The following is a 26882-nucleotide window of genomic DNA, read 5'->3' as shown; positions in this document are numbered from 1 at the left end:
TGAACTGAACCCCGAATAGTGGACACTTAAAAAAAGTGGACCTATTCGGGGTTTTTCTATTTTCATCACCGAAAAATCCCGTTATACTGACCATACGATTGAAGAACAGGAGAACATCATGAGTAAAATTATTTTTAATGACCATCAACGTAGACAAATTGAAGAGAATCCAAACGTGGCGTCTGTTTCGGATCGCTCTATTCAATATACAGCGGACTTTAAATTAAAGGCTGTTCAAGAAAATCTAGCTGGAAAAGGTCCTGTCCAAATTTTTCAGGAGGCGGGTTTTGATTTAGAAATGATCGGAATTAAAAAAGCTCAAAGTTCATTGGGGCGTTGGAAGGCTACCTATAAAACACAAGGTGAACAAGGATTTCTAGAAGAGCGTCGAGGGAAAGGCAGCACAGGTCGCCCTCGTGCCGAAAAATTAGCAGCGGACAAAAAATTAGAGAAAGCCGAAGCACGTATTCGACTACTAGAAGCAGAATTAACGCTCCTAAAAAAGCTCGACGAAATGGAAAGGCAGGCGAAGAAGAAACGTTTCTAAAACCTCGAGAAAAATACCAAGCAATCAACGAAACGATTCGTATGTATCAACTCAAAAACATGACACGCTATTTATGTCAAGTAGCGAATGTCAGCCCAAGTGGTTACTATAAATGGCTTCAAAATACGCAAAAGGATGCACTACGTGAAGAATCGGATTATCAAGATTACTTACTATTAAAATCGATTTATGATCAAGCGAAAGGAAAGATTGGCTATCGTGGATTTTATATGGCGTTAGTGGATATATTAGACCAACCAATAAATCACAAAAAGATTCTTCGTCTGATGCGTAAATTCAATTTATACGCTAAAATTCGCCGTGCGAACCCATATCGCCACTTAGAAAAAGCAACAGAGGCACACCGCCGTATTCCGAATCATTTAAACCGTGAGTTCAACCAAGATGAGCCAGGAAAAGTATTCTTAACCGATATTACGTACTTACAATATAGAGGTGGTCAAACGGCCTATTTATCCTGTGTAAAAGATGTCGCGACACGAGAAATCGTTGCCTATGTGTTATCAACAACCCTTAAGATGTCCATTGTTTATGAGACGCTTGAACAATTAAACATTCATTTAGATGGAAACCTCCATCCAGAAGCCATCATTCATTCAGATCAAGGTTTCCATTATACACATCCGGAATTTCAGCAACTTGTGAAAGAAATGGGGCTGAAACAGTCGATGTCACGTCGTGGGAACTGCCTCGATAATGCGCCAATGGAATCGTTCTTTGGGCATTTTAAGGATGAGGTAGATTACAAGGAGGCAGAAAGTTTTGCGGAATTACATACACTTGTCGTAGACTATATGAATCATTACAACCATACAAGAAAGCAATGGACATTAAAAAAGATGACTCCGGCAAATTACCGAAGTCATCTGATCGCAGCTTAAGAACAACTAAATCCCTTTTTATTAAACTGTCTACAAAATAGGGTTCAGTTCAAAATGAGAACAGTACTTTTTTTATTTTACATATTTATCTGGGTCAACAATATAGAACTTTTCAACATTTAGCCAGCTCTCACTCATTGGTTCGCCGTCATCAATACGTTTTTCAGTTTCCTGCATCATCCAACCAGTCTGAGATGCATGGGCTTGTAATGCTTTTAATTTGTCCATTCGCATTTCACGAATATCGTAAACAACATGTGGTTCTCCATTTTTTTCAATCGTATCATTGGCGAAGGCACAGCCGAATACTTGTGGACGAGCAGCCTTTGGCATACGACGTACAGCTTCAACTACCGCACGTGCTGTTGCTTCATGGTCTGGGTGGACAGCAAAGCCAGGTAAGAAAGTGAAAATTAAAGAGGGCATTAATTCTTCGATTAGCCCTTCCATTAGCTTTACCATCTTCTCATCATCTTCAAATTCAATTGTTTTATCACGTAGACCAAGCATACGTAAATCTTGAATACCCATTGCCTCTGCTGCTGCAACTAATTCCTTACGGCGGATTTCAGGTAAAGACTCGCGCGTTGCAAAGGGTGGATTACCTAAATTACGTCCCATTTCGCCTAATGTTAAACAGGCATATGTAACAGGTGTATTCATTTTCTTTGTATAGTAGGCGATGGTCCCAGCAACTGAAAAAGCCTCGTCATCTGGGTGAGGGTACACAATTAAAATATGACGTTGTGGTTGTAAATTCAAATAGTCGTCCCCCTTAGTAAGTAAATGGCGTTTCACTAATTTCAAGTGCAATCGCCAATTTTCCAGAGTAGTCTAGTCCAGCCATTAATAAACGGCCTAAATCATCTAATTCGAAATGTGTAATGCCCTGAGCATAAACCCAGCCATGAGGTAATTTTAAACCAACACGATGAGGTGCATGATCTACAACCTTAGCAAGCTCATAATTAATTGTAGCATTACGAATAAAAGCACCTGCATTAAAAAACTGTTCATCATAGTGTGCTGCATAAGATCCGTTTGTCGTCTCAAGATGAATATAAACGTCTTTGTTGGCGAAAGAATTCAGCAATGTTTGCAACGTCTCTACTTGTACTTCTTGCATCTTAACACTCCTCTCGATCATTTCTCCTTTAAGTATAGTAAAAAAAATTCACAAAGGGAAATTGATTGCTTTGATATGAAAAATTGATGATATGCATTTATATACCTCAGCGCCATGGGGGTCGGAATTTTTTGAGCGTGTGAAATTTGATCCTAGCATCGAGGGAAATAAATCATCATCTCTAAATCTATGACAAGTTCCTAAGCAATATTCTTGAAAAAATTATTGTAATGTATCAATATAGGGAATGTGGAAATAAATATGTACAAAATGTGTCGTTTCGTATTGTATCCGTTTTCACATCTGAAAAGATATTGCAACCATGATTTCTTCCTAATTCGTGTGTGTAGACAGCTCCAATTGTTGAAGGGAGTATTATTTCAGAAATAACGAATTCTATCTTGGTACAATAGATGACGTTCCTTGAACAGGCTATAATTGGTAGCTGTGAAAAAGGGAAGAAAGATGAAGCTCATTATCATAGTATAATAAAAACCGCGACTCTCTTTTATGACGGAGAGTCGCGGTTTTTTATTAAAAATTAGTGTAGGCTATGTATTTGTTAGTATCGATTAAGCTTTCGTTCTATTGTATCTAAACGATTATTAACATTTTGTAATTGTTTAAACATTTGCTTCATATAAAGATTTTGATCCTGTTTTTCATTATTTTTGGCATGTGCCAATTCTTCCTCCTCCTGCAGAGCTAATATTGTGGCAAGGGTGGATAAAGAGTAACCGAGTGTTAATACGATGGAAGCAATTACTTCAACTTTTGAAGAGGTGATTTCTCCAGCTAGTAAACCTGATTCTTCCGTTAAGTCCTCTACCTTATTTTTTTTCATTTTTTCCCCTCCCATACAGCTAATATATGGGGTGGGAAGCATTAACGTATCTTGTCCTATTTTAATCTTTATCTGATAGATGCTAATCATTAACGGATTGTTTAATGTTTGTAATTTTCTAATAATTACATTGATTTTTCCATTTAAATATAGCATTATAGTAGGAATAAACAAACGTTTAGAGGGGGAAATGATGTGAATAAGGACTTTAAATATTGTAAGGAATCAAGAGTGATGCGTACAAGTCGTGTGTTTCCAAACGATGTGAATAATCATAATACATTATTTGGTGGACGGTTGATGAGCGATATTGATCAGGTTGCTTCTATTTCGGCTGCAAAGCACAGCAGGAAAGATTGTGTCACAGCTTCAACTGATTCTGTTGATTTTCTACATCCCATTCGCCCTACAGATTCGGTTTATTTCGAATCCTATGTAACATGGACTGGAAGATCTTCTATGGAGGTTTTTGTCAAAGTTATTTCTGAAAACTTGAAAACTGGAGAGAGAAAGGTGGCAGCGACTGCATTATTAACATTTGTGGCATTGGATGAAAATAATAAACCAGCGCTGGTCCCACGAGTAATTCCTGAAACAGTAGAAGAGACAAAATTGCATGAAACAGCTTCAGAACGAGCGAAGGCACGTGCTGAACGTAAAAAGGAAAGTAAAGCGTTAGCGCAATTTATATCTATGAATGATCCATGGGATTATCGGCTAGAAATGATGGAGAATTATATGTAAAAAGAGGGATGTCTCAAATGACTTTGAGACATCCCTTTCATCTTTATATTTCTGTTACTGTTACGTGTGGAGCGCCGAAGCGAGATTTCGCTCCATGCATGACAGGCCCTACATAATCATTTAACGCCCAACCATGTGCAATAGCAGCAGATACAAACTCTTTTGCTTCAATGACTGAATCTTTAATAGTAAGACCGTTAGCAAGATTGGCTGTTACAGATGCAGCAAATGTACAGCCTGCACCGTGGTTATTTGTAGATGCAACTTTTTCAGATTCTAATAAGTAGAATGCTTCACCATCAAAGAATAAGTCTGTTGCTTTTTCTGTAGCTAGGGCCTTTCCACCTTTAATGACAACAGCTTTAGCCCCTAGCTCATGGATTTTGCGAGCGGCCATCTTCATGTCGTCAATGTTTTTAGGTGTACCTATGCCAGCTAATTGTCCAGCTTCAAAAAGGTTTGGTGTTGTTACCGTTGCTAGTGGTAAAAGATGCTGAATCATGGCATCTGTATTACCGGGATTCAGTACTTCATCGTCCCCTTTACATACCATAACAGGATCGATGACAACATTTGTAGTGCCTGAATTTGCGATAGCCTCTCCAGCAATACGGATAATTTCCTCTGTTGAGAGCATCCCTGTCTTAATGGCATCAATTCCTGTTGAAAGAGCTGTGTCAATTTGTTTTTGTAGTAAATCAGTTGGCAAAGGTGTGACGTTGTGTGTCCAGCCATTCGGGTCCATTGTTACGACAACTGTTAATGCCACCATCCCATATGTACCATGCTCCTGAAATGTTTTAAGGTCGGCTTGCATCCCTGCACCGCCTGATGTATCTGAACCAGCAATTGTTAATGTTTTTTTTAGAGTCATTTTTAAAGATCTCCTTTATTGTCTAGAGTTATAAAATTACCATCTAGTATAGTCTGATTCTGATTCTATAAAAATAGCCAGAATACTATATTTTTATATGGTCAGTTTCAACTGATGCTTGAATTCATCGTTAATTTTTTGTACCGTTGTAAGAAGAGAAAGGGGCTTAAAGAGCGATGAAACAAGTATTCCCGAATGATTGGCAAGAAGTACTCAAAGATGAATTAGAAAAACCTTACTATCAAAAACTACGTCAATTTGTCGCAAATGAATATTCGACACAAACCATTTATCCACCTATGAATGATGTAATGAACGCATTTTATACAACAGCATATCATGATGTGAAAGTTATTATTTTAGGACAAGATCCTTATCATGGACCTAATCAAGCTCATGGGCTAAGCTTTTCTGTTAAACCAGGTATTCCACATCCTCCTAGCTTACGGAACATGTTGCAAGAGCTACAGGATGATTTAGGCTGTCCAATTCCTCAAAATGGAACACTAACAAAGTGGGCTGAACAGGGTGTTATGCTATTAAATACGGTGCTTACAGTTCGAGCAGGACAAGCGAATTCCCATAAAGAACAAGGGTGGGAGCAATTTACCGATGCTGTTATCGATCTATTAGCTGCAAGGGAAGAACCACTAATTTTTGTATTGTGGGGTAAACCAGCACAACGCAAAAAGCAATTAATCCGAAAATATAAAACACCTCATGTCATACTCGAAGCGCCACACCCAAGTCCATTAAGTGCTTATCGAGGATTCTTTGGCAGTAAACCTTATTCAAAGATTAATCAGCAATTAGTAGAGTGGGGCAAGCAGCCAATTGATTGGTGTTTAGAATAGATTGGCACAAATCGTTTGCTTTATACGCTTTAGCAATCATGTTACATTTAATATAGAAGAAAGTGAGGGACATTGATGAAGGTGAATTGTTTTAAGTGTCAATTTTTTAAAGTAACCTGGGACCCTCAAACCCCACGCGCATGTTCAGCTTATGGCTTTAAAACAAAGCAAATACCATCCGTTGTTGTGAAGCAATCATCGGGTGTAGATTGTTTAAAATTCGTACCAAAAGTAGAAAGTGGGAGAATGTAATGATTTCTTATCAAGCTGTTATACAGCAACTTGAAAAACAATTATCTAACGCCAAAAATGCGGGAAATGATCAGCAAATTCGTGAGGCGCTTACAGCCATTCGAGCATTATGTGATGTGGTGTTAGATTCTTCAGGTGATGCACCATCTATCACTCCCCATAAGCACGTACCGCAGATGCTTGTGTCAGAGACAAAACCATCCTCTTTATATACAGCAAAGATCGAAGAAGATGGAGCAAATGGCGATTCGATTTTTGATTTTTAATCCATTTTAAAGGCAGGGTAACGAAAAATGAAAAGATTTATCGTGACAGGTGCTCTTCATGGCCTATTAGCAGTAGCATTCGGTGCATTTGGTGCACATGCTTTAAAGGAAGTTTTAGATGAATATAGTCGAGGTATTTGGGAAACGGCTGTGCAATATCAAATGTTTCACGCTACAGGATTATTAGTTATCGGTCTGTTAATGAGCTCTAAACTATTAGGTGAAGTGAAACAATTAAATCTAGCAGGTATTTTCTTTAACCTTGGGATTGTTTTCTTTTCGGGGAGCTTATATGTTCTGGCGATAAGTGGAATAAAAGTATTGGGAGCTATTACACCAATCGGTGGTGTACTATTTTTAGCTGGATGGCTACTTATTATTTTTACTGCTCTCAAGCATGCACGTTAATTTTAAGTTGACTCTCTTACATTATTTGTAGGAGAGTTTTTCTTTGTGATCAGTCATAATTTTAAGATAGGGATTTAAATCCTATCCATTTTGTAAGAATTTATAGTACACTACTACTATTACTTGCAATATTTCGAAAATACCAAAAGTGAGGTTATGTAGTATGGAAAAACTATTTACATTACTAGATGCTAACTATGATGAGATGGTAGGGATTCGCCGCCATTTACATGAATACCCTGAATTGTCCTTTGAAGAAGTGGAAACGCCATCCTATATAGCTACTTTTCATAGAGAATTAGGTCATGAGGTTCGAGAAGGAGTGGGAGGGCGCGGTGTCGTAGCGATATTACGTGGCAAAAAGCCTGGTAAAACGGTGGCATTGCGAGCGGACTTTGATGCATTAGCGATACAAGAAGAAAATGATGTACCTTACAAATCTAAAATAGCTGGGAAAATGCATGCATGTGGACATGATGGACATACAGCTACATTGCTTGGGCTAGCTAAGGCATTAAATGCGATGAGGGACGAAATTGAAGGCAATGTCGTATTTATTCATCAGCATGCAGAGGAAGTGGCACCAGGTGGAGCTAAGCCGATGATTGAGGATGGTTGTTTAGAAGGAGTAGATGTTATTTTTGGAACGCATTTATGGGCACCTACACCATTAGGAGAAATTTTAGTGAAAGATGGAGCCATCATGGCTGCCGCGGATAAAGTAGAAATAACGGTTCAAGGAAAAGGTGGACATGGCGCAGAGCCGCATCATTCCATTGATGCTGTTACCCTTTCCTCCCAATTCGTCGTCAATGCTCAACAGCTTGTCTCAAGACGTATTGACCCATTGAAATCAGCTGTTTTAACAATCGGTCATTTTGAGGCGATTAATCCGTTTAACGTTATTGCTGATCGGGTAGTATTGGCGGGGACAATTCGTACTTTTGAAGAAGAAGTACGCACACAAATGGAACAAGAGTTAGAAGCAGTATTAAATGCGACCTGTCTGGCATTTGGGGCAAGTTACGAATATCGTTACACAAGAGGTTATCCACCCGTTTATAACCATCAGAGCGAAACCGAGTTTGTGGCACAGATCGCGTCGACTATACCAGGGGTAGATCAAGTAATAACATGTCCTCCGTTTATGATTGGGGAAGACTTTGCGTATTATTTAGAAAAAGTACCTGGCACATTTTTCTTCACAGGTGCTAAAAAGCCTGAATGGGAAAAGGCCTATCCGCATCATCATGCACGCTTTGATTTTGATGAACGTGCAATGCTCATTGCAGCGAAAACCTTAGGTAAGGCAACTTTAACGTATTTAAAAGAAAATTGAGCATAGTGAATGATAAAAATCCGCATACGCCCATCGACTTTTGGTCAGTGAGTGTATTGCGGATTTTTACTCTAGAAGATAGAATTATGGATTTTGATTAAAGTAAGCCATTTCTTCATCATACTCAGCAAAATCGAAATAAATCATAGGGAAAAGAAAACGATGATTAGACTTAAGCTCACGAATAATGACATGATCTCGACCAGCAGCTTCTACCACACCACGAACAGTTTTTGTGTTTTTTCCCTGCTCTACTGCGTGCTCAAAAGAAAAATGGAAGGTAGCTGGTTTTCCACGATTCAAACGCAAAATATTTTCTATATAGGACTCCTCACGGCCTGGTGGTCGTCCGCTCGGGAGTGTGACTGGAGGAGGAGTCATTTGTTGTTGCGTTGTTGGTGTCCAATAATAAGGCATCATCAATTATCAACCTACTTTCTTTTTAAATTTGAGGACAATCTTGTTCAGTTGGCGAGAAAAAACAATGGGATTTGAATCTGCCAGTATTCCATTGGCCATACCATTGGGCAGGACAATCACCTGCTGGCATGAAAAACCACAAAGAGCGGGTAGCTGGATGAAATCTTTCACCCTGAATCACCCTTTTAGCTAACCGAATATCTTGATCACGTGCTCGTTGATAAAAATAACCCTTTTGTGTTGCCTCAAAGCCTCCCGGACGCTGATAAACCATTTGTTCAATTGTTCGAATATCACCAAAATCTAAACAATCACCTCTTACACGATTAACGCCAACATTCCCAACCATCAGCATGCCTAATTCTCCTTCACCTTCTGCTTCGGCACGCATTAGTCTTGCGAGTAGGGCTGTCTGTGCATCATTCGTCTTAATAACAGCGATTTTCATACCTCCTCGCAGACAGTATATGCATGAAGGTATTGTAGACATGTTCAATTTTGTTAAGAAAGACATTCACACATTAAAGTTACTATGCATATAGTAGTAATAACGACAAGTACGTAGAAATTACTTCGAAACCCTGCAAGATCCGATAGTTTTTTTATCAAAAAGGGTAAATAGAAAAAAATAGAATTAGGGGAACGTGAGATCAATGAATTGCATGTGTATCTAATACATGTGAGGTGATGGCTTATGGAAATTGGCGTTTGGTTTGGGATTCTATTAAGTGCAGTACTGGCTTTTCTATTAGGGGAGTTTTATGGACAGCCACTCCATTGGTATCTCTTTATTGTCATTATAGTGATTGGGTTTTTTATTCAAACGGTAATCTTAATTTTAAAAGTAAAGGACGAGAGCTCTTAATGAAGTGTACAAAAGAAAGTGTTGGGGTTAAGAAAGTGTCATCGCTGAAGGATGGCACTTTTTTATATTGAGTATAAATGTTCTAGTGTGGAAAGCAAAGCATCAGGAAAAATGACTTTTCCTTAATAGGCGATGAATGCTTGTTTTAGCTGCTATTTCAATGAGACGTAATTATTCTTACCTTGCAAGTATATTAAAAATATACCGAGACATACTAAAAATGACTTAATTTTTGCTTTTATGAAGGAGCGTTTTCATGCGTATTTTTAGTATGTTTGTAGCGATCATCATCAGCGCTTTTCTGGCAGTTGGAATAGCAGAATATTATCATCAACCATATAATTGGTATTTAGTTTTTCTTATGATGCTAACTGGATTTTTTATTCACATTATTATTTTAATCTTCGAATCCGAAAATGCAGAAGAAAACGAAATTTAAAAATGCGAGTCCGCCAATATGGACTCGCATTTTTAATTAGATATTAAACAGTTAGGAATTTAACCAATTTTTCTTTATCAAGTAGGTTGCCGACGAAGAATTCCCCGAACTCGCCATAGCGTGCCGACACTTCGTCAAAGCGCATTTCGTATACTAGTTTTTTGAATTGTAGTACGTCATCAGCAAATAAAGTGACGCCCCATTCGTGATCATCGAAGCCTACAGAGCCAGTGATAATTTGTTTTACTTTACCAGCATAGCCGCGACCAATCATCCCGTGAGAACGCATTAATGATTTACGCTCATCCATTGATAACATGTACCAGTTATCGTTCCCTTGACGGCGTTTATCCATTGGATAGAAGCATACATATTTAGCACGTGGAAGTTCAGGATATAGACGCGCACGTACATGTGGATTTTGGTAAGGATCTTCATTTGATTCGCCAGCTAAATAGTTTGAAAGCTCTACAACAGATACATAAGAGTATGTAGGAATTGTAAAATCTGCAATAGCTAATTTATTGAATTCCGCTTCAAGCTCTTGTAACTCATCCATCGTTTCACGCAATGTCATAATCATAAAGTCTGCTTTTTGACCAACGATTGCATAAAAAGCATGAGCACCTGTTTTAGCTACGTCTGCTTCGTTCAGTTTTTCTAAATAAGTAATAAACTCCTCTACTGCTGCTTGACGTTCCTCTGCAGAAACAAGTTTCCAAGATGCCCAGTCGATTGAGCGGAAATCATGTAAAGCGTACCAACCATCTAACGTAATTGCTGCTTCATTCATTATTGAAAACACTCCTTTATAAGTGAATACCATTCAAAAATTAGTTTATCATAGTTTGTACAAAATCCCTAAGTTCATGATAGTTATTCACGAATTTGACACCAACTAAAGATAATGTATTCTAAAGAGAAGAGATGTAATTAGAGGAGTACCAATATGAAACATATTTTACAACAGCCAATTTGGCGTTATTATGATCAATCCATTAGTGCGAAGCAAAGGTCACCGCTTGAATCTTTTGCGACGGACGATACGTTGTGCCAATTAGTTGGCCAATCGATGTCTCCGCCAACAATTCGTACATGGGTGCATGAGGCATCTGTTGTACTAGGTATCCAAGACCACCGTTTACCTTATGTTCAGCAAGGTATGGAATTACTAGAATCTAGAGGCTATCATCCTATTGTTCGTAATTCTGGTGGATTAGCGGTTGTGCTAGATGAGGGAATTCTCAATATTTCCATTGTATTGTCTGAACAAAAAGAGTCACTCAGTATAAACGATGGCTATGATGTGATGGTTGAACTTGTGAAGGGATTGTTCCCAGAGGTAGCAGAAAAAATTGAGGCTTATGAAATTGTGGGTTCTTATTGCCCAGGTTCTTATGATTTAAGTATTGAAGGGAAAAAATTTGCTGGCATTTCACAAAGACGCTTACGACAAGGGGTGGCAGTGCAAATTTATTTATGTATTGAGGGAAGTGGCTCGCAACGTGCGGCCCTTATCCGTGATTTTTATGAACATAGCTTACAACAAGAGGAAACAAAATTCACTTACCCTCAAATCATGCCCGAAGTGATGGCTTCGCTATCAGAGCTTGTAGACCCAAATTTAACTGTAGAAGCGGTTGTTATTCGTCTACAACAACTACTTAATTATTGGGCCGAGGAAGTACGTCCACAGTCCTTCTACGATGAAGAATTAGCGTTGTATGGTTTTTATTTACAGCGTGTTTTTGAACGCAACACCAAAATGCTTGAACGAAAGTAAATGGGTTGATTATATGAAACAGAAAAAGCGATGCGGCTAATTTAGCGCATCGCCATTTTCTGGTTGATAAATAGAACTGCTAGTTACAAGATTTCCGTTCTTCTCCATTTTAAAAACGGGTGCAATTCGCTCTTCCTCTTCATCAAGCGTAACAAGACGTCTAGCACGGTTCATAATTTGAACAAATTGCTCGTAATCTTTGCGAATCGCTCGATTTTCTTCTTCTAGTTTTGTAATGGTTTTCTCTAGTTTTTTATTTTTCTCAGATGTTACATGGACAAGTTGTCGCCATTTTGAAGATTCATTTCCTACTTCACCAGAATGCTGTAAACGTAGTAAATAAGCTATGACAATATCAAGAGAAAGGGCAGATAGCGGAATTGATTTTCCTTCTGCGGCACTATTATTGACAGTAAACATACTAGAAGCACGGCGTCTTGCTGGTGCTCCCAACACTCGCATTCTCTCTTTTCTTTCCTTTTTAGCTTCTGCTAGTTGCTCCTCGTATTCTTTACGAACAACAGCATTCCAACGAAAACCACAGGCTGCAGCAGTACGATTTAATGCATCGCCTGCTTCTTCAAAGGCATTAAGCTGTGTACTACCTTCTGTTACATGACGGATTACAGCCTCTGCTAGTAATTCATCATTTTCTTTTAACCAAGCATCTTGTCTTACTTTACTCATATTAAAATCCTCCCACCTTTATCTGGAACTTGTTATTTAAGACTAGCATGACCAATCTTTTAACCTTTTATTCATCTATGTAGAAGGAATTATGCTTGAATAGAAGGGGAAAAGTACGATACAATACCCGATGTAGGTTTGTGCACATGCTGCATACTTAAATATGTGAAGGTCATGTGTTCAATAGAGCGATTATGTTTTGAAAAATACTATATAGAAAGGGTTGTTGACAAAATGGCAAACGAATTTAAAGTTTGCGATGAATGTCAGGCCGTTAACTTAAAGACGTTAATTCCAAAATTAAAGGAAATCGATCCTGATGCAACCATCGAAATTGGCTGTCATTCTTACTGTGGGCCAGGACGTAAAAAGACATTTACCTTTGTAAATAGCCGACCTGTTGCTGCATTAACAGAAGATGAACTAATGGAAAAGGTTTTAGCAAAATTAAAAAAGTAAAACTAAAAGCTATCTCTACTTGGGGGATAGTTTTTGTTTTGCTCATTTTTATATGTTGAGAAATTAGACCAATGTAGACTTAAAAATAATGATGAAAGTAATTGAAATAGGTTGTTAATATCTATAGAAAAATGGCAATAAGTATGCTAGTCCTAGATTTATCGCATATAATAGAACTATAACAAAATGGGGGTGCTATCCAAATGACATATGCAAACGCTAAATTAGAAGAAGAAAAGGTATTTAAAGACCCTGTACACCGTTATGTACATGTTCGAGATCAAGTGATATGGGATTTAGTGGGTACAAGAGAATTTCAGCGTTTACGTAGAATTCGTCAGCTAGGTACCACATTTTTAGTATTTCATGGAGCAGAACACAGTCGCTTTAGTCATTCTCTAGGGGTTTATGAAATTGTACGCCGCATAGTAGATGATATCTTTGTAGGTCGTCCAGATTGGGATGAAAGCGAAAGATTATTAGTATTATGTGCAGCCCTTTTACATGATTTAGGTCATGGACCATTTTCCCATGCTTTTGAAAATGTATTTGAGCTTGATCATGAAGATTATACAAGGCAAATTTTGCTGGGGGATACAGAAGTAAATGCGATTTTAAAAAAAGTGGCAGATGATTTTCCAGAAAAGGTATCCCAAGTAATTGAAAAGACATATCCAAATAAGCAAGTAATTAGTTTAATTTCGAGTCAAATTGATGCAGATCGTATGGATTACTTACAACGGGATGCTTATTTTACAGGAGTTAGCTACGGTCACTTTGATATGGAGCGGATTTTAAGAGTGATGCGTCCACGAAAAAACCAAGTAGTGATCAAAGCAACAGGCATGCATGCGGTGGAAGACTATATAATGAGTCGCTATCAAATGTACTTACAAATTTACTTTCATCCTGTTTCACGAAGTGCAGAGGTAATTTTAAATAATATATTAAAAAGAGTAAAACAATTAAGCTTAGAGGGCTATACATTTAAGCATGAGCCTACTCATTTCCTGGCATTCTTCCGAAATACTATTACATTAGAGGATTATCTTGCGTTAGACGAGAGTATACTTTTTACATATTTTCAGTTATGGATGCAAGAAGAGGATGCAATTCTAAGTGATTTAAGTCGCCGCTTTGTCAATCGTAAGCTATTTCAATACATTGATTTAGATCCGGGGGTGGAGCTCAATAAATATCAAAAACTCCAAGAGCTTTTTAAAAAAGCAGGATTAAATCCCGATTATTACCTTGTACATGATACAACGGCAGATCTGCCATATGATTTTTACAGACCTGGAGAGGAAGAAGTGCGTGTACCGATTTTTTTAGAAATGAAAAATGGTGAGCTACGGGAGCTTTCACGTGAATCAATTATTGTTGATGCCATCTCAGGGCGAATGAAACGAGATCATAAAATCTATTTCCCATTAGATTTCTTAGAGGACGACTCTTCACATCCAACGATCAAACAACAAATACTAACATTGTTAAGAAGAGACGGAAAGTAAGTTGTTTCTGACAACATGATTTCCATGAAATCTTATAAAAAGGGTAGGGCACTCTAATGTGCTCTACCCATCTTACTATTATTTGTCGCTAAAACGAACGCCTGCAACGCCGTAATGGTTTTTAGACATTTCTTCAATAAAAACTGTTACATTTTCTGCAGGTGCATTAACTGTGCGAGATACTGCTTCCGTTACTTCTTTTACAAGAGCACGTTTTTGTTCCTCTGTACGACCTTCAAGCATTTTCACTGTTACGTATGGCATAATATTGCCTCCTTTATAGAATAATGTTGTATAGTTAGTTTATAAGAAAGTATAAACTTCTTACTTGCGTTGAGGCATATGCGCAATGGCGAAAATAGTGATTGTTTCGATAAAATATGCGTTGATATGCTTTCCTTTATAATAGCAGAATGGAGGATATTTAAGTATGACAAATGAAGAAAAACCAAAACAAAAAATGGGTTTTACCATTATAAAAAATGATCCAACAGATGGACATAAAGGGTTTGGTATCGGTTCACTTTCATTAGAGAATGTATCGCCCGTCATTATTGATGTAGAAGAGGGAACGGCTTCTGTTGAAATTGGTGCCATGCATGCACGAAGTGATGTAGAGCGTGGGATAAAATTTACAATGGACCGTGCTGATTCAGAGGGAGGAAAACCGTATTGGCTCGTGTGGGTGACGATAGACCATAAAGAAAATGGGCCATATTATGCGGGGGTTACAGCCTGTGAGATGGTTGTAAATCGTGAAAAAAGACGTGGCTATAAAATTCTAGCTGATCATGTGAATAAAATGGATAAATCCATGAAACGTCATATTATTGTAGAGCATATGGATGCATCATCTAAAAAAGTGTTAGCTACTTTCCTTGAACAACTTAATCCTGAAATGTGGGAACGGAGTGAGGAGCAATTGCGTCAAGACTTATTTGTCGAATAGACTCGTAATGATTGAACAATCTGTGACATTTTGCGATCGCTTTCGATATTAGGTTGAAAGTGGGTTTGAAACAAAGTACACTTGAGGCAGAGCTTACATTTTAGTAAGCTAGGACACTTGGTATCGCGAATGTGATGAGCGCTATGCGGCATTTGAATAACCCAAACCCAAGCCAAATGCCCCATGATGCTCATACTTCGCGGACCATAAAAAAGAAAAGCTTTCTGTTCCCACGGACACGTCTCCGGGGAAGAGAAAGCTTTTCTTTTTTTCGTTATCAGTTACTTTGTCGAGAGCCTTCATAGCTTAAAACGTATTAGGTTTAAAAAGGTTTCCGAAATTATTTTGTTTTTAGTCCTTAAATATAGAGAAGGGTAGCATATTCCAAAATTCTCCCCATGTATTACTGTCGAGAATATCGAAGTTTGTACATTTTTCAGTTGGTACATCCTTGGACTCTACATAGACAAGACGTTGTTTAGGACAAGCGTCAGTCGCTAATTTACCTGTTTCAATATCAATGACAACGCCTTCTACACCTTTAGGTTTTTTGAAATCCTCATTTTTTGTACCTTTGTTGACCGTTTCCATAAAGTCAATCCAGATTTGCTTTGTTGCAGCAGTATCTTCTTTTGTCGTAAGATTTTTACCCTGATCATACCCATTCCATACACCAGCAGTAAGTCTTGGTGTAAAACCAATTAACCATTGATCACTATTGGTAGAACCTGATTTAGCAGCATATGTGTGTGTCATACGTGAACGAATACTGATTCCTGTAGCAGGTGAATAGTCACTGAAAACCGGATCAAAAATACCTGTCATCATTTCTGTTAAGATATATGCATTTTCTTTAGAAATGGCTGTTTCAGCTTTGCTTGCAACATCTTTGTTTTCATAAATAACATCACCATGTGCATTTTTAATAGAGACAATGGTTGTTGGTGCTGTTTGCTGACCTTGCGATGCCAAAATATTATATGCATTTGTCATTTCATATAATGTCGTTTCAATTGTTCCCAGTGCAATGGATAAATTATCCTTCGCGCCAATCCCTACATTAAAACGGTTTGCCATATCATGAAACGCTTTGAAGCCAATATCCTCTAAGGTTTTTACTGCGTAAATATTATCTGAGATAGCAATAGCTTGTGCCATCGTCATATCATGATCTGCAAATTGACCATTAACGTTTTTAGGTGCATAAGAGCCACGCCCATTATCATAAGTAAATGTTGTTTCACCAACATCTAAAAAAGTTAGTGGAGTGTAACCATTTTCAAGCGCCGCTGCGTATAAGATCGGCTTAATGGTAGAACCTGGTTGACGTTTAGCTTGTGTAACTCGGTTAAATGAGCTTACTGAATAATCACGACCACCGACTAATGCAGTGACAGCTCCAGTTTTAGATTCCATACTCACGAACGCAGATTGCAAATCATTGGCAGGCATGTTTTTGGCTACCGCTTCTTCAGCCGCTTTTTGATGCTCCAGATTAAGCGTTGTTTGAATCGTCCAACCACCTTCACTAATATCAAGGTTTTTTGATTTTAAGATTTCACTGGCTTCTTGCCAAGCCACATCAAGGAAATAAGGGGCAACAGATTTGGTTGCAACCCAGCTATCATTTTTTAAAACAAGCTGTTCATTTTCAGCACGCGTTTTTTCTTCTTGTGTAATGGCGCCTTGGTCTGCCATAAGTTTTAAAATAACGTGTTGACGATTGGTAGCCTTATCTAAATTGGCAATTGGTGAGTAAATACTAGGTCCTTTTGGTACGCCTGTTAGCATTGCTGCTTCAGCAAGCGTTAAATCACTGGCAGATTTTCCGAAATAGAAACGACTGGCAGCTTCTACGCCATACATGCCATGACCATAATATACTGTATTTAAATAGCCCTCTAGTATTTCGTCCTTGTCATAAAAAACTTCTAATCTATAAGCATACAGGGCTTCGTTTAATTTACGTGTCCAAGATTTTTCATGGGAAAGGTAAAGGTTACGAGCATATTGTTGCGTAATGGTACTAGCTCCTTGAACCTTACCACCAGCCTTAATGTCCACTAAAATGGCACCAGCAATACGTGAATAGTCGAAACCACCGTGCTGATAAAAGTCTTTATCTTCTACAGCAACCACTGCTTCCTTTAAATAAGGTGACATCTCATCGAGGCCAACCCAATAACGTCGTTGATTTGTAAAGTGATCCCCAATTTGGTTCTCATTTTCATCTAAGAAAATAGAAGCCTTTGGTACGGTTAAAGGCGGTGCACCAGCCACTTGAACATAGATGCGGAGTGCGACAAATGCTACGACAATTGCAGATGTAAAGGCCACAAATAGCGTAAGGCTTTTGCGAGTGCGCTTTACACGCTGTTGCTTTCGATGATAGCTTTTTCGTTTCATCCGACTTCACCTCGTTTTCTCACAACTTCGAACTTAGCTTTAGTATGTGTTCGAACATTCATCTTTAATCGAAATTCTACCTAAAAACTATTGCACTTTATTCAAAAACATCTATACTTTTTTTGTACTACTTGAAATGCTGGCATTCGACAAAAAAATCGCACCTTGTAGATTTTAATCGAATTTTGCTAGGCGTTCCAATAATGTATACGAGGTTAAAAGGATACAGGTTTCATTACAATCCTGTAAGCCATAATAGAAGAAGATGAAAAAATGATGATCAACACAATATTTTAATTATACGGAGGACTAGCAATGAGATTTGATGAAGCTTATTCAGGAAATGTTTTTATAAAAAGTCATCCTACATATGACGATGCACAGGCAGTAATTTATGGCATGCCAATGGATTGGACAGTAAGTTATCGTCCAGGATCACGTTTCGGTCCACAGCGTATCCGTGAGGTATCAATTGGTCTTGAAGAGTACAGTCCATATCTAGATCGTGAGCTTGAGGAAGTAAAGTACTTTGACGCAGGTGATATTCCACTACCATTTGGAAATGCACAACGCTCATTGGATGAAATTGAGAAATTTATTGAAAAATTATTAGCGGATGGCAAGATTCCTGTTGGCATGGGTGGGGAGCATCTAGTGTCTTGGCCAGTAATGAAGGCTGTATCAGCTAAATATGATGATCTTGCTATTATTCACTTTGATGCACATACGGATTTACGTGTGGAATATGAGGGAGAGCCTCTTTCACACTCTACACCAATCCGTAAAATTGCAGAACATATTGGACCAAAAAATGTCTATTCATTTGGTATCCGTTCAGGTATGAAAGAGGAATTTGAATGGGCAAAGGAAAACGGCATGCACATTTCAAAATTTGAAGTGCTTGAACCATTAAAAGAGGTCCTGCCAACGCTAGCTGGACGCAATGTGTATGTAACAATTGATATCGATGTGTTAGATCCAGCACATGCACCAGGCACTGGCACAGTGGACTGCGGTGGTATTACTTCCAAAGAATTGCTAGCTTCCATCCATGCTATTGCAGCAAGTGGTGTAAATGTAGTAGGCTTCGACCTAGTTGAAGTAGCACCAATCTACGATTCTTCAGAAATGACAGCAAACACAGCTTCAAAATTATTACGAGAAATGATCTTAGGCTGGGTAAAATAAGTAAAGCTTTATAAAGGTTGATATGAAGCGGTTTGAGTGGGGTTTAGCTATAAGCTAGCCCCACTTTTAGCCCCAACTGCCTTTAAACTTTCACTAAATACGGATACTGTTCGTGCCTCCATCTCTTGGAGAACGTGACCATAAACGGTGTGGATCATCTCTGGAGTATTTCCTAATCGTTCGGCTATTGCCTTGACAGGAATACCGTTATTCATAAGTATGGTGGCATGTGTGTGCCTTAATCCATGTATCGTTGTCGCTGGTAGTCCAGCCGATTCTACAAAGCGGTTAAAAATTGAGTTTAACCCTGTGGAAACAAAAGGCTCTGCTGTGTGAGGCGATAAAAAGATAAATGAACCATCTTTGGTTAGATCACTATGCAGTCTACGACCATGTGAAAGTAACAACGCTTTAACAGCCGTTTGATAGCTCTGTAGCTGCTGCAACACTATATCGTCTACTTTTATGGTACGCTCACTGTTCTTTGTTTTAGTGGAGCCTACACCGTTATTTCCTCTGGTTCTCTCAATGGTAATCGTTTGATTGGCAAAGTCGATATTTCGCCATTGAAGCCCCAATGCCTCACCTTTACGCATACCTGTATAAGCAATCGTTAAAAATAAGCTGTAGTATGCAATATCCCCATGCTCCTTAATATGATTCAGTAATATACTAAGTTGGCCAGGTGTGAGATAGTTCTTTTCTGTTTCCTTATCTCTTAGAGAGGGAAGGGCGGTTCCCTGTAACTTATTGCGAATTAGGATTTCTTCCGCAACGGCTGCATTCATAGCAATCCTAAAAATCGAATGCAAAGCACGAATCGTAGAGGGCTTTAGCTTGTCCTCTAACACATTGATAAACGACATTTGATAAATCACTTTATCAAGCTTCTGCAACTTGTAGGAGCCAAGAAGGGGCTTAAAATAAAGCTTTATGAAACCCTCACGCTGAGTAACAGTAGAAGGTTTCCATTTACCTTTATTCATGTCAAACCACATATCTAGCCATTGAGAGACGGTTAGGTTATCATGTTCTATATGTTTTGTTTCACCACGCAGCGTTGCAGCCTTCACTTCCAGTAGGGCTTTCAATGCTGCCTTTTCTGTTTTAAAGCCACTTTTCTTCTTCTCACGACGCTTTCCAGCAGCATCATAATACTTATGTCGAAACATCCATAGTTTTTCTTTATTCGCATTGAAATAGTGATATATTTCAGGTTCTTTTGCCGATTTATATAATTTCACCTTGTCCATTCCTTTCATGCTTGGCGGCGTGTGTACAGGAATAGGTGAGTTGAAATACTCCAAAATAATTAAAGCTTATTTCTTTCAGTTTACTTTATTGATTATCCACTGCTGAATCGTTTCTGGTGATTCATTAATAATTTGCGATATTTCTTCAATACTATTTCCTAATTCTACTAACGATAGCGCTCTTTCCTTATTTCTTTTAAGTCGTTGGTTATAATTATTTTCACAGCTACTTCTCTTTTTAAATGGTAATGGTGAACAAAATCGTTGTTTTCCATGAGTTGATTCAAAAATATGACCACAATTTTCACAACGTTTTAATTCAGTATTGTTTAACAAGGAGTCCTTAATTTGATTATAGGCAACTTCAAATAAATTGTTATATAGTTTAACTTCGAAAAAATCCCCATCAACTGAATCCGTTATTTTTGTATTTATCGCAACCTTCTCTGTTATAGCTTCTGTTAGATATTTTCTACATTGAGCTAATGAAAATTTATTATTATTATCTAAAATGTTTTTTTCATATTCCCTCTTAAGAGTTTGTATTTCAGGAGATCTATTTATGCTAACGCTACTTATTTCTGATACTGCTTGAATAAATCTTTTTCTTTCATATATCTTATTAGCTAATTGCTCATCATTAGTTTTTACTGCTACAAACATATTGAATATATTTTGATATTCAACTAATTCTTTATAAATAAGTGCGGTTGAAGCAGCTCCGAAATACAGAAATGTATTATATTGCTTCAAATCCATGAGAGCACCATATTCGGACTTTTTAGAAAGATCTACTCCTATTGGAATACCGAAACTCTTTGTAAACTTCTTCAAACTAGATATTTCAAATAGTTCTAACTTTGCTAATTCGGTGAAAAGACCAATTCCTTCCTCAGGAAAACGAAATGACTTTACCGAGTTATCCTCTTTCCTAAAAACATAGTTTGAAATTGCTTCTTTTGAAAGGGTAATGATAGGTGAATTATTTAATGGAATTTCGTCTAAGATGTCCCGCGGATTATCGGTCCAATATTTAGAAACTAATTTCATTAAGTAATCCTCTAGAGAAGTATCGAAATATTTTTCTGAAAAATCAGCCCATTTTGTTATTGTGTCATCATTTATACTCTCTAATATGTCTTTCGCAAAGAAGTACGAAGTATAACCTCTAGAAGAATTTTTATCATAGAAACTTTCCAGAATTGAATGATCAATTTCAGCTTTAGATATAAAATTATCTAAATTTTGGAAATGGAAACCATGTTCATAGATCTCGTAGGGGTTAATTACATAAATTATCGTATTTCCAATGATATTTGAATTCATAAATATAGTTCCTTTCTTTAAAAAATAAGCATAAAATGATTATTTTATGTTGATATTTTCATTTGTTGTTGCTATTCTTTAGATAGATTATAGCAAAATAAGCATAAAACAACAACAAAATGCTTATGCAAGGAGTGTGGAAAATGAAGATCGTCCATTTAAAAAAGATAATTAAAGATAATGGTCTTAAGCAGTGGCAAGTAGCAGAATTTTACGGCTTGAATGAAAGTAATTTTAGTCGTTTGTTAAGAAAGGACTTACCTCACGATAAGGAAGAAAAAATGCTTGCAGCTATAGAAGCAGCAATAGTGGAATACGGTGAGAAAGAGAGAATAGAAATTATTTAATAAAGAAGGAAGGGAAGTAAATGATACCAACAAAAATTGAACTTCAATTAGATAAAAAGCAGATTCAACAACATATAGAAAAACAACTCGATGAGTCTATTCAAGCGCAACTTTGGTTTGTATCAGTAGAGCGACTTGCGTTACTAACAGATATGTCTAAACGCTGGTTAGAGGATGAAATACTTTGTGATCCGCGTATGAGGGCAATTGAACGTAAAAAGAATCGAAAGCGTTGGTATTTGGCGCAACAGGCTTTTGAAGTAATAACTGAAATTACAAGCGAATGGTAAAACACAGCTATGGCGGCGTGTGTATGGGAGTAAGTCAGAAAACAGGAGGATTAATGACATGTATGAAAGACTAACAAACGATGAATTACGTGTATATCGCATATTAGAAGACTTAAGAGATTCAGAGAGTTTAACAGGTTCACAAATAATGGAGCGATTAATGATTAAGGATCGCCGTTATTTTCACCAACTTATTTTTGAATTGCGGTTGAAGGGAATACCTATTGTAAGTATTAAGAGCGGTAATCATTCGGGCTACTGGCTAGCACGAAATAGAGATGAGCTTGCCTCCTATTTACATGACAAGGAACTGTATATAGCCACTCATAAGAAAATCATTGAAGCCATGAGGGGAGCTGCGGAAGTAATATTTTAGCTTCAACATTATGAAAAGGGAAGGGAGGTGTATTAATGGATGCTTGGTTGGATTAGTTTACACAGGAAATTGCAAGAACACGAAATATATGCTGATCCTTATATGTTGAAATTATGGATCCATTGTTTACTAAAGGCATCCCATAAAGAACGAAATCAATTGATAGGAAATCAGGTTGTTAATTTAGAAGTGGGGCAATTCATAACAGGTAGAAAAGCACTTGCGAATGAGTTTAACAAAGGCGCTAAAGATACCCATATTATTTCAGAAAGTACATTGTGGAGATGGTTGTTATTATTTGAACAGTTGCAAATGTTGAACATCAAAAAAACTACGAAATATAGCATTGTTACTGTGGTTAACTGGTATGAATATCAAAGGACTGAACAACAAATGAACAGCAAGTGGACAGCAGATGAACAACAGATGAACAGCATTAGAACAGCAAGTGGACAGCAACTGGACAACAAACGAACAGCAGATGAACAACAGATGAACACAAACAATAATGTTAATAATTTTAATAATGTTAACCATGATAATAATTCAAATAATAATAACAACGACAACAATGTTGACTATGAAAATAATGTTAATAAAAGAGAAAGACCGACAGACAAAGATCTTAAAGACTCTTTTCCCGCCTCTAGTATTACTAATAGCGTAGATAGAGAGACGGTAGAAGAGACAAAAGAAAAAACAGTTGTTGGTCGGTCTGTTCCTTCACTCGATGATTCTTTTGAGAATAAAAAGTTTGTAAGTAACCTTAATCGTTCAGAACAAATAGCTAGTATCGAAAAATCTATTCGTTTTACTTTCGATAACGCTGACGAACAAGTTTATAAAGAAATACAAGGATGGCTTATGATGCATAGTTACGAATTAGTAAAAGAAGCAATAAAAGTAACAGCTCAATTAGAAGATCCGCCTAGTAAGCTAAGTAGTCATATTTTGACTATGTTAGCAGATTGGAAGAATCAAGGTATTAGCACTTATGAGCAATTACAAGAAAGACAGGAACAGACAGCATAACCTACTAGAAGTTTCATCGAATAACCTTGTTAGGACAGAAAGCCTATAGATGTGTTTTTATTATGAATTCGATGAAATTTTATAAGGTTGATAGTTAAAATCGCTTCTATGGCTTCTTAAATAGCTTAAATTGGATGTTTGAAACAGAAATTAAAAAAATAGTAAGGGAGTTGAGCATGATATGAGAAAACGTAGACCTGAAAAGCATGCATTGTATGAGCGTGCTTACATGAGATTATTAAATAAATACAGAGCTGACCAATCACAAGATCAAGGTACTTATCTTGTGAAGATGGCATGGCTTGGTGTGAAGATAGTAGGCTCACAACCTGATGCCAGAACGAGAGAAGAAGTGGTGAAACAATTTGAATTCATCGAAAATATTCAAGGATGCCTTTCTACGTTAAGACCTAAGCAATTCGAGCAATTATTCCCCATTGAAAAGAAATATGATGGTGAAAAATATGAGGTGAAAGATTACTTTTACACTCGCAAATATATGGACAAGCTACCACAGGATGAACCGATTGGACAAAATATTTCAGAATTGCTTTGGGAGTATCAAAACTGGGATATAAATTTCTTCACCGTAGAATCAATGGGAGCTATAAGCGCTATGAGACGTTTTGACGGTCATTTAGGATTGTTTGAAGAGTTTATAGCACAACAAGGGAAAGACACGACCAACACTTTCAAAAACAGTAAAGGACAGGCTTATTATGTGCGACATGGAAAGCCACAAAAAATAAAAACGAGCAAGTCGGACCACTTGCGTCTAGTAAAGGGGTGATAAGTTGTTAGCAACATTCAAATATACCGATACTGAATTGAAAAAGCTATTAGCTTCTATGATCGTGCTGGTAGACACAAGAGAACAGGTCAACCAGCACATTATAAACTATTTTCAACTTCATAATATCCCATTTACAGCTATAAAGCTAGATACAGGGGATTACAGCGCGATGCTTCCGCAAAATTTCGAGCTGGGTATATACCGAGATACCTACTTTCCATTCACTGTGGAACGTAAGAACAGCATTGATGAATTGGCTAGTAGCATCAAAGAGGAACGGTTCGAACATGAGTTAATTCGCTCACAAAAATCACATTTTACGCTTTTGATAGAAGGTAGTTACTCTGACTTGGTGCATGGTAACTACAGGAGCCAGTTCAATCCAAAAGCATTGCTCGCACGAATCAAAACATTTGAAGCACGGTACAGCTTCTCTACAACGTTTTTGAATGATAGGCAATTAAGTGGCAACTGGATATACAACCATCTTTATTATCATGTTCGAGCAGCGTTGAAAGGATAGAAAGTTTAGTTCTGAACAATTTAAATCTCCTAAAAAAGGTAGTAATCGGACAAATCAGACACCTTAAAAAGGGAAGCGACTATCTAAGACCGAGGTTGTTGTTTCAGCCAAGTGTTTAGATATTCTTCAGTTTCTTTAGATGGCATAAGCCACTTTGTACCGACTTTATATTTAGGGAAATCAGGATGATAAAAGAACTGCTCGAGAATGAATGATCTGCTCATACATGTTCGACGACATAGCTCCTTTAAGTCCCAGAAGATTAAATCTGAATTAATTTCTTGAATCTGTGCCTTGATTTCTTTCTGTACAAGACGTTCCATTTTAGCTTTATCGATAGAAACGGTGATTATTGAGTTCATAATTATATCTCTCCTTTGATAGTAAATCTCACAGTTGATAATTAGGCTGTGAAAAGGGCGTATTTTTATGTAGTAATACACTCAAAGGTTGCAAAACATTGCAATAATTACAATTTCAATGGGTACACATAAAGCAAGGAAAGTAATTTTATACGTTTTCAGTGAAGGAGTGTCTATTGTGAATCTTAAATATGATTGGAATTGGATGCGAGAATATTACGCACGTTCTCAGAAGAATAGCCGTACATCGTTAAAGGATGTTTCCCAGATCTTTGAGGTACCTTATCAAACTGTTAGGAGAGTAGCAGCAAAAGAAAATTGGATAGGCAATGTAGCTGTTTGCCAATGTGCTGAATTGATCGAATATTTTCCGAGTACGGAATACCAAGAAAAATATTTGAAATTTGCTGTGTCACTAGCACATCGAGATTATGAGAAGTTGGAAGAAATGTACCGGTTTGATGAATGGTAACGTTACGAAACAAACAACGTTCCTTTTGAAAGGCTACAAAAGCTAATATAAATTACACTTTTTAATGCTCTGGACATGTTGAGAAATGTTAAGGTTGCAACGTTTCCAAAACGGAACTCAATTCACTTCCCAAACGGAACAGGACCGTAAGAAAACGTAAGGTATTTGTGATGTTAGAGCCTTGCAAAACCTAACATTTTTACGGAGTACTCCATTGCAGTACTCCAAACATTTCGTTGTAGTACAAAATTGTATAACCATAGAAAAAACAGCTACTTCATAGCGTTATTTTGATAGTTGATTGGAACGTTCCAAAACAAAACACAAATACTTTTGCAAAACAAACAAACCCCAAGAAAACCCATGAATTAGAACGAAAAGTATGCATCCAAAAGTGTGTGTATCCAAGAAAAAAGGATGCAACCTTTTCATCCGATGGTTGCAATGTTTGAAAAATGAGAGGAGGAAAACATAGTGGACATCAAAACAGAGAAATGGCTCGATTATGAAATACGTTTTGTTTGGTATAAAGAAGAATGGTGGGCAGTGGCCAAGGATGTGTCAGATGCGCTGGGATACACAAGGACAAGTAATATGCTCCGAATGCTTTCTAAAGTACAAAAGGATACTCACTTAATGAACACCCTTGGTGGAGAACAAAACATGTCAATTATATCTGAACTTGGCATTTATAAAGCAATTATGCGGTCAGAAAGACCAGAAGCAGAAAAGTTTGAAGTTTGGGTATACAAAATTCTAAAACAACTCCGTCAGTCATCAGGTTTAGAAGGTTTTCAAATCTTTAGGATGCTAGACAAAGTACATCAAAAGGAAACAATGGCTAAGTTGCAACAATCATTGCTAGAACCAACAACGGTGAGCTTTATAAAAGCAAACACAATTGCTAACAAAGCTGTATCAAGTCGTCATGGGCATGTGAAATCTCTAAAGAAGAATCAAATGACACCTGAGATGTTGATTGAACGAGAGCCAATCTTAGCCGATACAGTTGATTTAATGATCGCAAAAGAGAAATTCCGACTTGATTTGTCAGTCAGTAAGAAAGTCTATGAAAAGTATGTGCATTAACAGCAGTAAAGCTTATTAATATGTGCACCTAGAATGCAACCATGCTAACTTTTGCTAACATTTTTTCGTATTAAGGATGCTAAGAAATGCTAAGGTTCCATTTTATAAATGATAGCTTTTGATAACGTTTTCTGTGTAAAGATGTGACTTTGTTTT

General features: G+C 37.4%; 36 protein-coding genes. 23 read left to right on the top strand and 13 right to left on the bottom strand.

Annotated elements, in window-relative coordinates; all coding sequences use genetic code 11:
* The first annotated feature begins 118 nt into the window (after positions 1-118).
* Together V1L66_RS20260 and V1L66_RS20255 are read left to right on the top strand one after the other, a co-directional pair.
* The gene (locus V1L66_RS20260) at positions 119-547 is read left to right on the top strand and encodes a hypothetical protein (RefSeq protein ID WP_333007006.1); all 429 of its coding nucleotides are present in this window, start codon (positions 119-121) and stop codon (positions 545-547) included.
* A complete protein-coding gene (locus V1L66_RS20255) occupies positions 445-1449 on the top strand; it encodes an IS3 family transposase (RefSeq protein WP_333007008.1) in 1005 nt (334 codons plus the stop codon). The genes V1L66_RS20260 and V1L66_RS20255 overlap by 103 nt, the downstream gene beginning before the upstream one ends.
* A gap of 72 nt (positions 1450-1521) precedes the next feature.
* Here the strand turns inward: V1L66_RS20255 and bshB2 are convergent, their stop codons facing one another.
* The 3 genes from bshB2 to V1L66_RS20240 form a co-directional block, all read right to left on the bottom strand.
* A complete protein-coding gene (bshB2, locus tag V1L66_RS20250; protein WP_016993387.1) occupies positions 1522-2211 on the bottom strand; it encodes a bacillithiol biosynthesis deacetylase BshB2 in 690 nt (229 codons plus the stop codon).
* Between the two features lie 13 nt (positions 2212-2224).
* Positions 2225-2575 (bottom strand): YojF family protein, encoded by a 351-nt coding sequence (locus tag V1L66_RS20245; RefSeq protein ID WP_333006386.1) that lies wholly within the window; start codon positions 2573-2575, stop codon positions 2225-2227.
* A 562-nt stretch (positions 2576-3137) separates the two neighbouring features.
* Entirely contained in the window at positions 3138-3419 is a 282-nt protein-coding gene (locus V1L66_RS20240) for a hypothetical protein (RefSeq protein WP_016993385.1), read from the bottom strand.
* 195 nt (positions 3420-3614) lie between these two features.
* On the opposite strand from V1L66_RS20240, the gene V1L66_RS20235 reads away from it, so the two are divergent.
* On the top strand, positions 3615-4163 hold the full coding sequence (locus V1L66_RS20235) for an acyl-CoA thioesterase (RefSeq protein ID WP_016993384.1): 549 nt from the start codon (positions 3615-3617) through the stop codon (positions 4161-4163).
* Between the two features lie 43 nt (positions 4164-4206).
* On the opposite strand, the gene thiD is transcribed toward V1L66_RS20235, so the two are convergent.
* Positions 4207-5037, bottom strand: coding sequence for a bifunctional hydroxymethylpyrimidine kinase/phosphomethylpyrimidine kinase (thiD, locus tag V1L66_RS20230; RefSeq protein WP_274771469.1), 831 nt, complete (start codon positions 5035-5037; stop codon positions 4207-4209).
* 176 nt (positions 5038-5213) lie between these two features.
* On the opposite strand from thiD, the gene V1L66_RS20225 reads away from it, so the two are divergent.
* The 5 genes from V1L66_RS20225 (at position 5214) to V1L66_RS20205 (ending at position 8156) form a co-directional block, all read left to right on the top strand.
* A complete protein-coding gene (locus V1L66_RS20225) occupies positions 5214-5891 on the top strand; it encodes a uracil-DNA glycosylase (protein ID WP_016993382.1) in 678 nt (225 codons plus the stop codon).
* Between the two features lie 75 nt (positions 5892-5966).
* Entirely contained in the window at positions 5967-6143 is a 177-nt protein-coding gene (locus V1L66_RS20220; RefSeq protein ID WP_016993381.1) for a hypothetical protein, read from the top strand.
* Positions 6143-6409 (top strand): YwdI family protein, encoded by a 267-nt coding sequence (locus tag V1L66_RS20215; RefSeq protein ID WP_016993380.1) that lies wholly within the window; start codon positions 6143-6145, stop codon positions 6407-6409. Before V1L66_RS20220 ends, V1L66_RS20215 begins: the two co-directional genes overlap by 1 nt.
* A gap of 27 nt (positions 6410-6436) precedes the next feature.
* Positions 6437-6817 carry a DUF423 domain-containing protein gene (locus V1L66_RS20210; RefSeq protein WP_016993379.1) on the top strand — a complete coding sequence of 127 codons (381 nt, stop codon included), beginning with the start codon at positions 6437-6439 and terminating at the stop codon, positions 6815-6817.
* Between the two features lie 163 nt (positions 6818-6980).
* On the top strand, positions 6981-8156 hold the full coding sequence (locus V1L66_RS20205) for a M20 family metallopeptidase (RefSeq protein ID WP_312124036.1): 1176 nt from the start codon (positions 6981-6983) through the stop codon (positions 8154-8156).
* An 84-nt stretch (positions 8157-8240) separates the two neighbouring features.
* Here V1L66_RS20205 and gerQ read toward each other — a convergent pair whose 3' ends face one another.
* Positions 8241-8576: a spore coat protein GerQ gene (gene gerQ / locus V1L66_RS20200; protein WP_004227629.1), complete on the bottom strand. Its 336-nt coding sequence runs from the start codon at positions 8574-8576 to the stop codon at positions 8241-8243.
* A gap of 22 nt (positions 8577-8598) precedes the next feature.
* A complete protein-coding gene (locus V1L66_RS20195) occupies positions 8599-9024 on the bottom strand; it encodes a cell wall hydrolase (RefSeq protein ID WP_004227631.1) in 426 nt (141 codons plus the stop codon).
* 246 nt (positions 9025-9270) lie between these two features.
* On the opposite strand from V1L66_RS20195, the gene V1L66_RS20190 reads away from it, so the two are divergent.
* Together V1L66_RS20190 and V1L66_RS20185 are read left to right on the top strand one after the other, a co-directional pair.
* Complete coding sequence (locus tag V1L66_RS20190) at positions 9271-9441, top strand: hypothetical protein (RefSeq protein WP_016993377.1); 171 nt, start codon at positions 9271-9273, stop codon at positions 9439-9441.
* Between the two features lie 256 nt (positions 9442-9697).
* Positions 9698-9880, top strand: a complete 183-nt coding sequence (locus V1L66_RS20185; RefSeq protein WP_016993376.1) for a hypothetical protein — start codon at positions 9698-9700, stop codon at positions 9878-9880.
* 43 nt (positions 9881-9923) lie between these two features.
* On the opposite strand, the gene hemQ is transcribed toward V1L66_RS20185, so the two are convergent.
* A complete protein-coding gene (hemQ, locus tag V1L66_RS20180; RefSeq protein WP_016993375.1) occupies positions 9924-10673 on the bottom strand; it encodes a hydrogen peroxide-dependent heme synthase in 750 nt (249 codons plus the stop codon).
* Between the two features lie 156 nt (positions 10674-10829).
* On the opposite strand from hemQ, the gene V1L66_RS20175 reads away from it, so the two are divergent.
* A complete protein-coding gene (locus tag V1L66_RS20175) occupies positions 10830-11663 on the top strand; it encodes a lipoate--protein ligase family protein (RefSeq protein WP_274771477.1) in 834 nt (277 codons plus the stop codon).
* A 36-nt stretch (positions 11664-11699) separates the two neighbouring features.
* On the opposite strand, the gene V1L66_RS20170 is transcribed toward V1L66_RS20175, so the two are convergent.
* Positions 11700-12350, bottom strand: coding sequence for an RsfA family transcriptional regulator (locus tag V1L66_RS20170; RefSeq protein ID WP_004227650.1), 651 nt, complete (start codon positions 12348-12350; stop codon positions 11700-11702).
* Positions 12351-12584: 234 nt separating this feature from the next.
* On the opposite strand from V1L66_RS20170, the gene V1L66_RS20165 reads away from it, so the two are divergent.
* Together V1L66_RS20165 and V1L66_RS20160 are read left to right on the top strand one after the other, a co-directional pair.
* Entirely contained in the window at positions 12585-12809 is a 225-nt protein-coding gene (locus V1L66_RS20165; RefSeq protein ID WP_004227652.1) for a DUF1450 domain-containing protein, read from the top strand.
* Between the two features lie 203 nt (positions 12810-13012).
* Complete coding sequence (locus V1L66_RS20160) at positions 13013-14320, top strand: HD domain-containing protein (RefSeq protein WP_036078208.1); 1308 nt, start codon at positions 13013-13015, stop codon at positions 14318-14320.
* 78 nt (positions 14321-14398) lie between these two features.
* On the opposite strand, the gene V1L66_RS20155 is transcribed toward V1L66_RS20160, so the two are convergent.
* Positions 14399-14584: a 2-hydroxymuconate tautomerase gene (locus tag V1L66_RS20155; protein WP_004231516.1), complete on the bottom strand. Its 186-nt coding sequence runs from the start codon at positions 14582-14584 to the stop codon at positions 14399-14401.
* Between the two features lie 166 nt (positions 14585-14750).
* Here V1L66_RS20155 and V1L66_RS20150 point away from each other — a divergent pair, with 166 nt between their 5' ends.
* On the top strand, positions 14751-15269 hold the full coding sequence (locus tag V1L66_RS20150) for a YwhD family protein (RefSeq protein ID WP_016994179.1): 519 nt from the start codon (positions 14751-14753) through the stop codon (positions 15267-15269).
* 351 nt (positions 15270-15620) lie between these two features.
* Here V1L66_RS20150 and V1L66_RS20145 read toward each other — a convergent pair whose 3' ends face one another.
* Positions 15621-17675 (bottom strand): PBP1A family penicillin-binding protein, encoded by a 2055-nt coding sequence (locus tag V1L66_RS20145; protein WP_333006389.1) that lies wholly within the window; start codon positions 17673-17675, stop codon positions 15621-15623.
* A 315-nt stretch (positions 17676-17990) separates the two neighbouring features.
* Between V1L66_RS20145 and speB the strand changes: the two genes are divergently transcribed.
* Positions 17991-18863, top strand: a complete 873-nt coding sequence (speB, locus tag V1L66_RS20140) for an agmatinase (RefSeq protein ID WP_004231519.1) — start codon at positions 17991-17993, stop codon at positions 18861-18863.
* Positions 18864-18910: 47 nt separating this feature from the next.
* On the opposite strand, the gene V1L66_RS20135 is transcribed toward speB, so the two are convergent.
* Both V1L66_RS20135 and V1L66_RS20130 read right to left on the bottom strand, forming a co-directional pair.
* Positions 18911-20116, bottom strand: coding sequence for a site-specific integrase (locus tag V1L66_RS20135; RefSeq protein ID WP_333006390.1), 1206 nt, complete (start codon positions 20114-20116; stop codon positions 18911-18913).
* 75 nt (positions 20117-20191) lie between these two features.
* Positions 20192-21442 (bottom strand): hypothetical protein, encoded by a 1251-nt coding sequence (locus V1L66_RS20130; protein WP_333006391.1) that lies wholly within the window; start codon positions 21440-21442, stop codon positions 20192-20194.
* A gap of 143 nt (positions 21443-21585) precedes the next feature.
* On the opposite strand from V1L66_RS20130, the gene V1L66_RS20125 reads away from it, so the two are divergent.
* The 6 genes from V1L66_RS20125 to V1L66_RS20100 all read left to right on the top strand — a co-directional run bounded on the left by V1L66_RS20125 (position 21586) and on the right by V1L66_RS20100 (position 24803).
* On the top strand, positions 21586-21789 hold the full coding sequence (locus V1L66_RS20125; protein ID WP_333006392.1) for a hypothetical protein: 204 nt from the start codon (positions 21586-21588) through the stop codon (positions 21787-21789).
* Between the two features lie 20 nt (positions 21790-21809).
* Positions 21810-22079, top strand: coding sequence for a hypothetical protein (locus V1L66_RS20120; protein ID WP_333006393.1), 270 nt, complete (start codon positions 21810-21812; stop codon positions 22077-22079).
* Positions 22080-22137: 58 nt separating this feature from the next.
* Positions 22138-22455 carry a hypothetical protein gene (locus V1L66_RS20115; RefSeq protein WP_333006394.1) on the top strand — a complete coding sequence of 106 codons (318 nt, stop codon included), beginning with the start codon at positions 22138-22140 and terminating at the stop codon, positions 22453-22455.
* Between the two features lie 39 nt (positions 22456-22494).
* Positions 22495-23487 (top strand): DnaD domain protein, encoded by a 993-nt coding sequence (locus V1L66_RS20110; RefSeq protein WP_333006395.1) that lies wholly within the window; start codon positions 22495-22497, stop codon positions 23485-23487.
* Positions 23488-23668: 181 nt separating this feature from the next.
* Positions 23669-24277 (top strand): hypothetical protein, encoded by a 609-nt coding sequence (locus tag V1L66_RS20105; RefSeq protein ID WP_333006396.1) that lies wholly within the window; start codon positions 23669-23671, stop codon positions 24275-24277.
* Positions 24278-24335: 58 nt separating this feature from the next.
* Entirely contained in the window at positions 24336-24803 is a 468-nt protein-coding gene (locus V1L66_RS20100) for an ERCC4 domain-containing protein (RefSeq protein WP_333006429.1), read from the top strand.
* A gap of 83 nt (positions 24804-24886) precedes the next feature.
* Here the strand turns inward: V1L66_RS20100 and V1L66_RS20095 are convergent, their stop codons facing one another.
* Entirely contained in the window at positions 24887-25165 is a 279-nt protein-coding gene (locus V1L66_RS20095) for a group-specific protein (protein WP_333006397.1), read from the bottom strand.
* 178 nt (positions 25166-25343) lie between these two features.
* On the opposite strand from V1L66_RS20095, the gene V1L66_RS20090 reads away from it, so the two are divergent.
* Complete coding sequence (locus V1L66_RS20090) at positions 25344-25637, top strand: hypothetical protein (RefSeq protein ID WP_333006398.1); 294 nt, start codon at positions 25344-25346, stop codon at positions 25635-25637.
* 474 nt (positions 25638-26111) lie between these two features.
* Positions 26112-26726, top strand: coding sequence for a BRO family protein (locus V1L66_RS20085; protein WP_281115431.1), 615 nt, complete (start codon positions 26112-26114; stop codon positions 26724-26726).
* Positions 26727-26882: the final 156 nt, after the last annotated feature.

This window comes from Lysinibacillus sp. IITD104, assembly GCF_036698265.2.
Classification (GTDB): Bacteria; Bacillota; Bacilli; order Bacillales_A; family Planococcaceae; genus Lysinibacillus; species Lysinibacillus boronitolerans.
The sequence above is the reverse complement of the archived record's forward strand: the minus strand, read 5'-3'. Positions and strand labels throughout refer to the sequence as shown.

What these genes read in the sequence shown, in the direction of transcription:
- V1L66_RS20260 (WP_333007006.1), top strand. Translation starts at nt 119, where the DNA reads ATGAGTAAAATTATTTTTAATGACCATCAACGTAGACAAATTGAAGAG.
- V1L66_RS20245 (WP_333006386.1), bottom strand. Translation starts at nt 2,575, where the DNA reads ATGCAAGAAGTACAAGTAGAGACGTTGCAAACATTGCTGAATTCTTTC.
- V1L66_RS20240 (WP_016993385.1), bottom strand. Translation starts at nt 3,419, where the DNA reads ATGAAAAAAAATAAGGTAGAGGACTTAACGGAAGAATCAGGTTTACTA.
- thiD (WP_274771469.1), bottom strand. Translation starts at nt 5,037, where the DNA reads ATGACTCTAAAAAAAACATTAACAATTGCTGGTTCAGATACATCAGGC.
- V1L66_RS20225 (WP_016993382.1), top strand. Translation starts at nt 5,214, where the DNA reads ATGAAACAAGTATTCCCGAATGATTGGCAAGAAGTACTCAAAGATGAA.
- V1L66_RS20220 (WP_016993381.1), top strand. Translation starts at nt 5,967, where the DNA reads ATGAAGGTGAATTGTTTTAAGTGTCAATTTTTTAAAGTAACCTGGGAC.
- V1L66_RS20215 (WP_016993380.1), top strand. Translation starts at nt 6,143, where the DNA reads ATGATTTCTTATCAAGCTGTTATACAGCAACTTGAAAAACAATTATCT.
- V1L66_RS20210 (WP_016993379.1), top strand. Translation starts at nt 6,437, where the DNA reads ATGAAAAGATTTATCGTGACAGGTGCTCTTCATGGCCTATTAGCAGTA.
- V1L66_RS20205 (WP_312124036.1), top strand. Translation starts at nt 6,981, where the DNA reads ATGGAAAAACTATTTACATTACTAGATGCTAACTATGATGAGATGGTA.
- gerQ (WP_004227629.1), bottom strand. Translation starts at nt 8,576, where the DNA reads ATGATGCCTTATTATTGGACACCAACAACGCAACAACAAATGACTCCT.
- V1L66_RS20195 (WP_004227631.1), bottom strand. Translation starts at nt 9,024, where the DNA reads ATGAAAATCGCTGTTATTAAGACGAATGATGCACAGACAGCCCTACTC.
- V1L66_RS20190 (WP_016993377.1), top strand. Translation starts at nt 9,271, where the DNA reads ATGGAAATTGGCGTTTGGTTTGGGATTCTATTAAGTGCAGTACTGGCT.
- V1L66_RS20185 (WP_016993376.1), top strand. Translation starts at nt 9,698, where the DNA reads ATGCGTATTTTTAGTATGTTTGTAGCGATCATCATCAGCGCTTTTCTG.
- hemQ (WP_016993375.1), bottom strand. Translation starts at nt 10,673, where the DNA reads ATGAATGAAGCAGCAATTACGTTAGATGGTTGGTACGCTTTACATGAT.
- V1L66_RS20175 (WP_274771477.1), top strand. Translation starts at nt 10,830, where the DNA reads ATGAAACATATTTTACAACAGCCAATTTGGCGTTATTATGATCAATCC.
- V1L66_RS20170 (WP_004227650.1), bottom strand. Translation starts at nt 12,350, where the DNA reads ATGAGTAAAGTAAGACAAGATGCTTGGTTAAAAGAAAATGATGAATTA.
- V1L66_RS20165 (WP_004227652.1), top strand. Translation starts at nt 12,585, where the DNA reads ATGGCAAACGAATTTAAAGTTTGCGATGAATGTCAGGCCGTTAACTTA.
- V1L66_RS20160 (WP_036078208.1), top strand. Translation starts at nt 13,013, where the DNA reads ATGACATATGCAAACGCTAAATTAGAAGAAGAAAAGGTATTTAAAGAC.
- V1L66_RS20155 (WP_004231516.1), bottom strand. Translation starts at nt 14,584, where the DNA reads ATGCCATACGTAACAGTGAAAATGCTTGAAGGTCGTACAGAGGAACAA.
- V1L66_RS20150 (WP_016994179.1), top strand. Translation starts at nt 14,751, where the DNA reads ATGACAAATGAAGAAAAACCAAAACAAAAAATGGGTTTTACCATTATA.
- V1L66_RS20145 (WP_333006389.1), bottom strand. Translation starts at nt 17,675, where the DNA reads ATGAAACGAAAAAGCTATCATCGAAAGCAACAGCGTGTAAAGCGCACT.
- speB (WP_004231519.1), top strand. Translation starts at nt 17,991, where the DNA reads ATGAGATTTGATGAAGCTTATTCAGGAAATGTTTTTATAAAAAGTCAT.
- V1L66_RS20135 (WP_333006390.1), bottom strand. Translation starts at nt 20,116, where the DNA reads ATGGACAAGGTGAAATTATATAAATCGGCAAAAGAACCTGAAATATAT.
- V1L66_RS20130 (WP_333006391.1), bottom strand. Translation starts at nt 21,442, where the DNA reads ATGAATTCAAATATCATTGGAAATACGATAATTTATGTAATTAACCCC.
- V1L66_RS20125 (WP_333006392.1), top strand. Translation starts at nt 21,586, where the DNA reads ATGAAGATCGTCCATTTAAAAAAGATAATTAAAGATAATGGTCTTAAG.
- V1L66_RS20120 (WP_333006393.1), top strand. Translation starts at nt 21,810, where the DNA reads ATGATACCAACAAAAATTGAACTTCAATTAGATAAAAAGCAGATTCAA.
- V1L66_RS20115 (WP_333006394.1), top strand. Translation starts at nt 22,138, where the DNA reads ATGTATGAAAGACTAACAAACGATGAATTACGTGTATATCGCATATTA.
- V1L66_RS20110 (WP_333006395.1), top strand. Translation starts at nt 22,495, where the DNA reads ATGCTTGGTTGGATTAGTTTACACAGGAAATTGCAAGAACACGAAATA.
- V1L66_RS20105 (WP_333006396.1), top strand. Translation starts at nt 23,669, where the DNA reads ATGAGAAAACGTAGACCTGAAAAGCATGCATTGTATGAGCGTGCTTAC.
- V1L66_RS20100 (WP_333006429.1), top strand. Translation starts at nt 24,336, where the DNA reads ATGATCGTGCTGGTAGACACAAGAGAACAGGTCAACCAGCACATTATA.
- V1L66_RS20095 (WP_333006397.1), bottom strand. Translation starts at nt 25,165, where the DNA reads ATGAACTCAATAATCACCGTTTCTATCGATAAAGCTAAAATGGAACGT.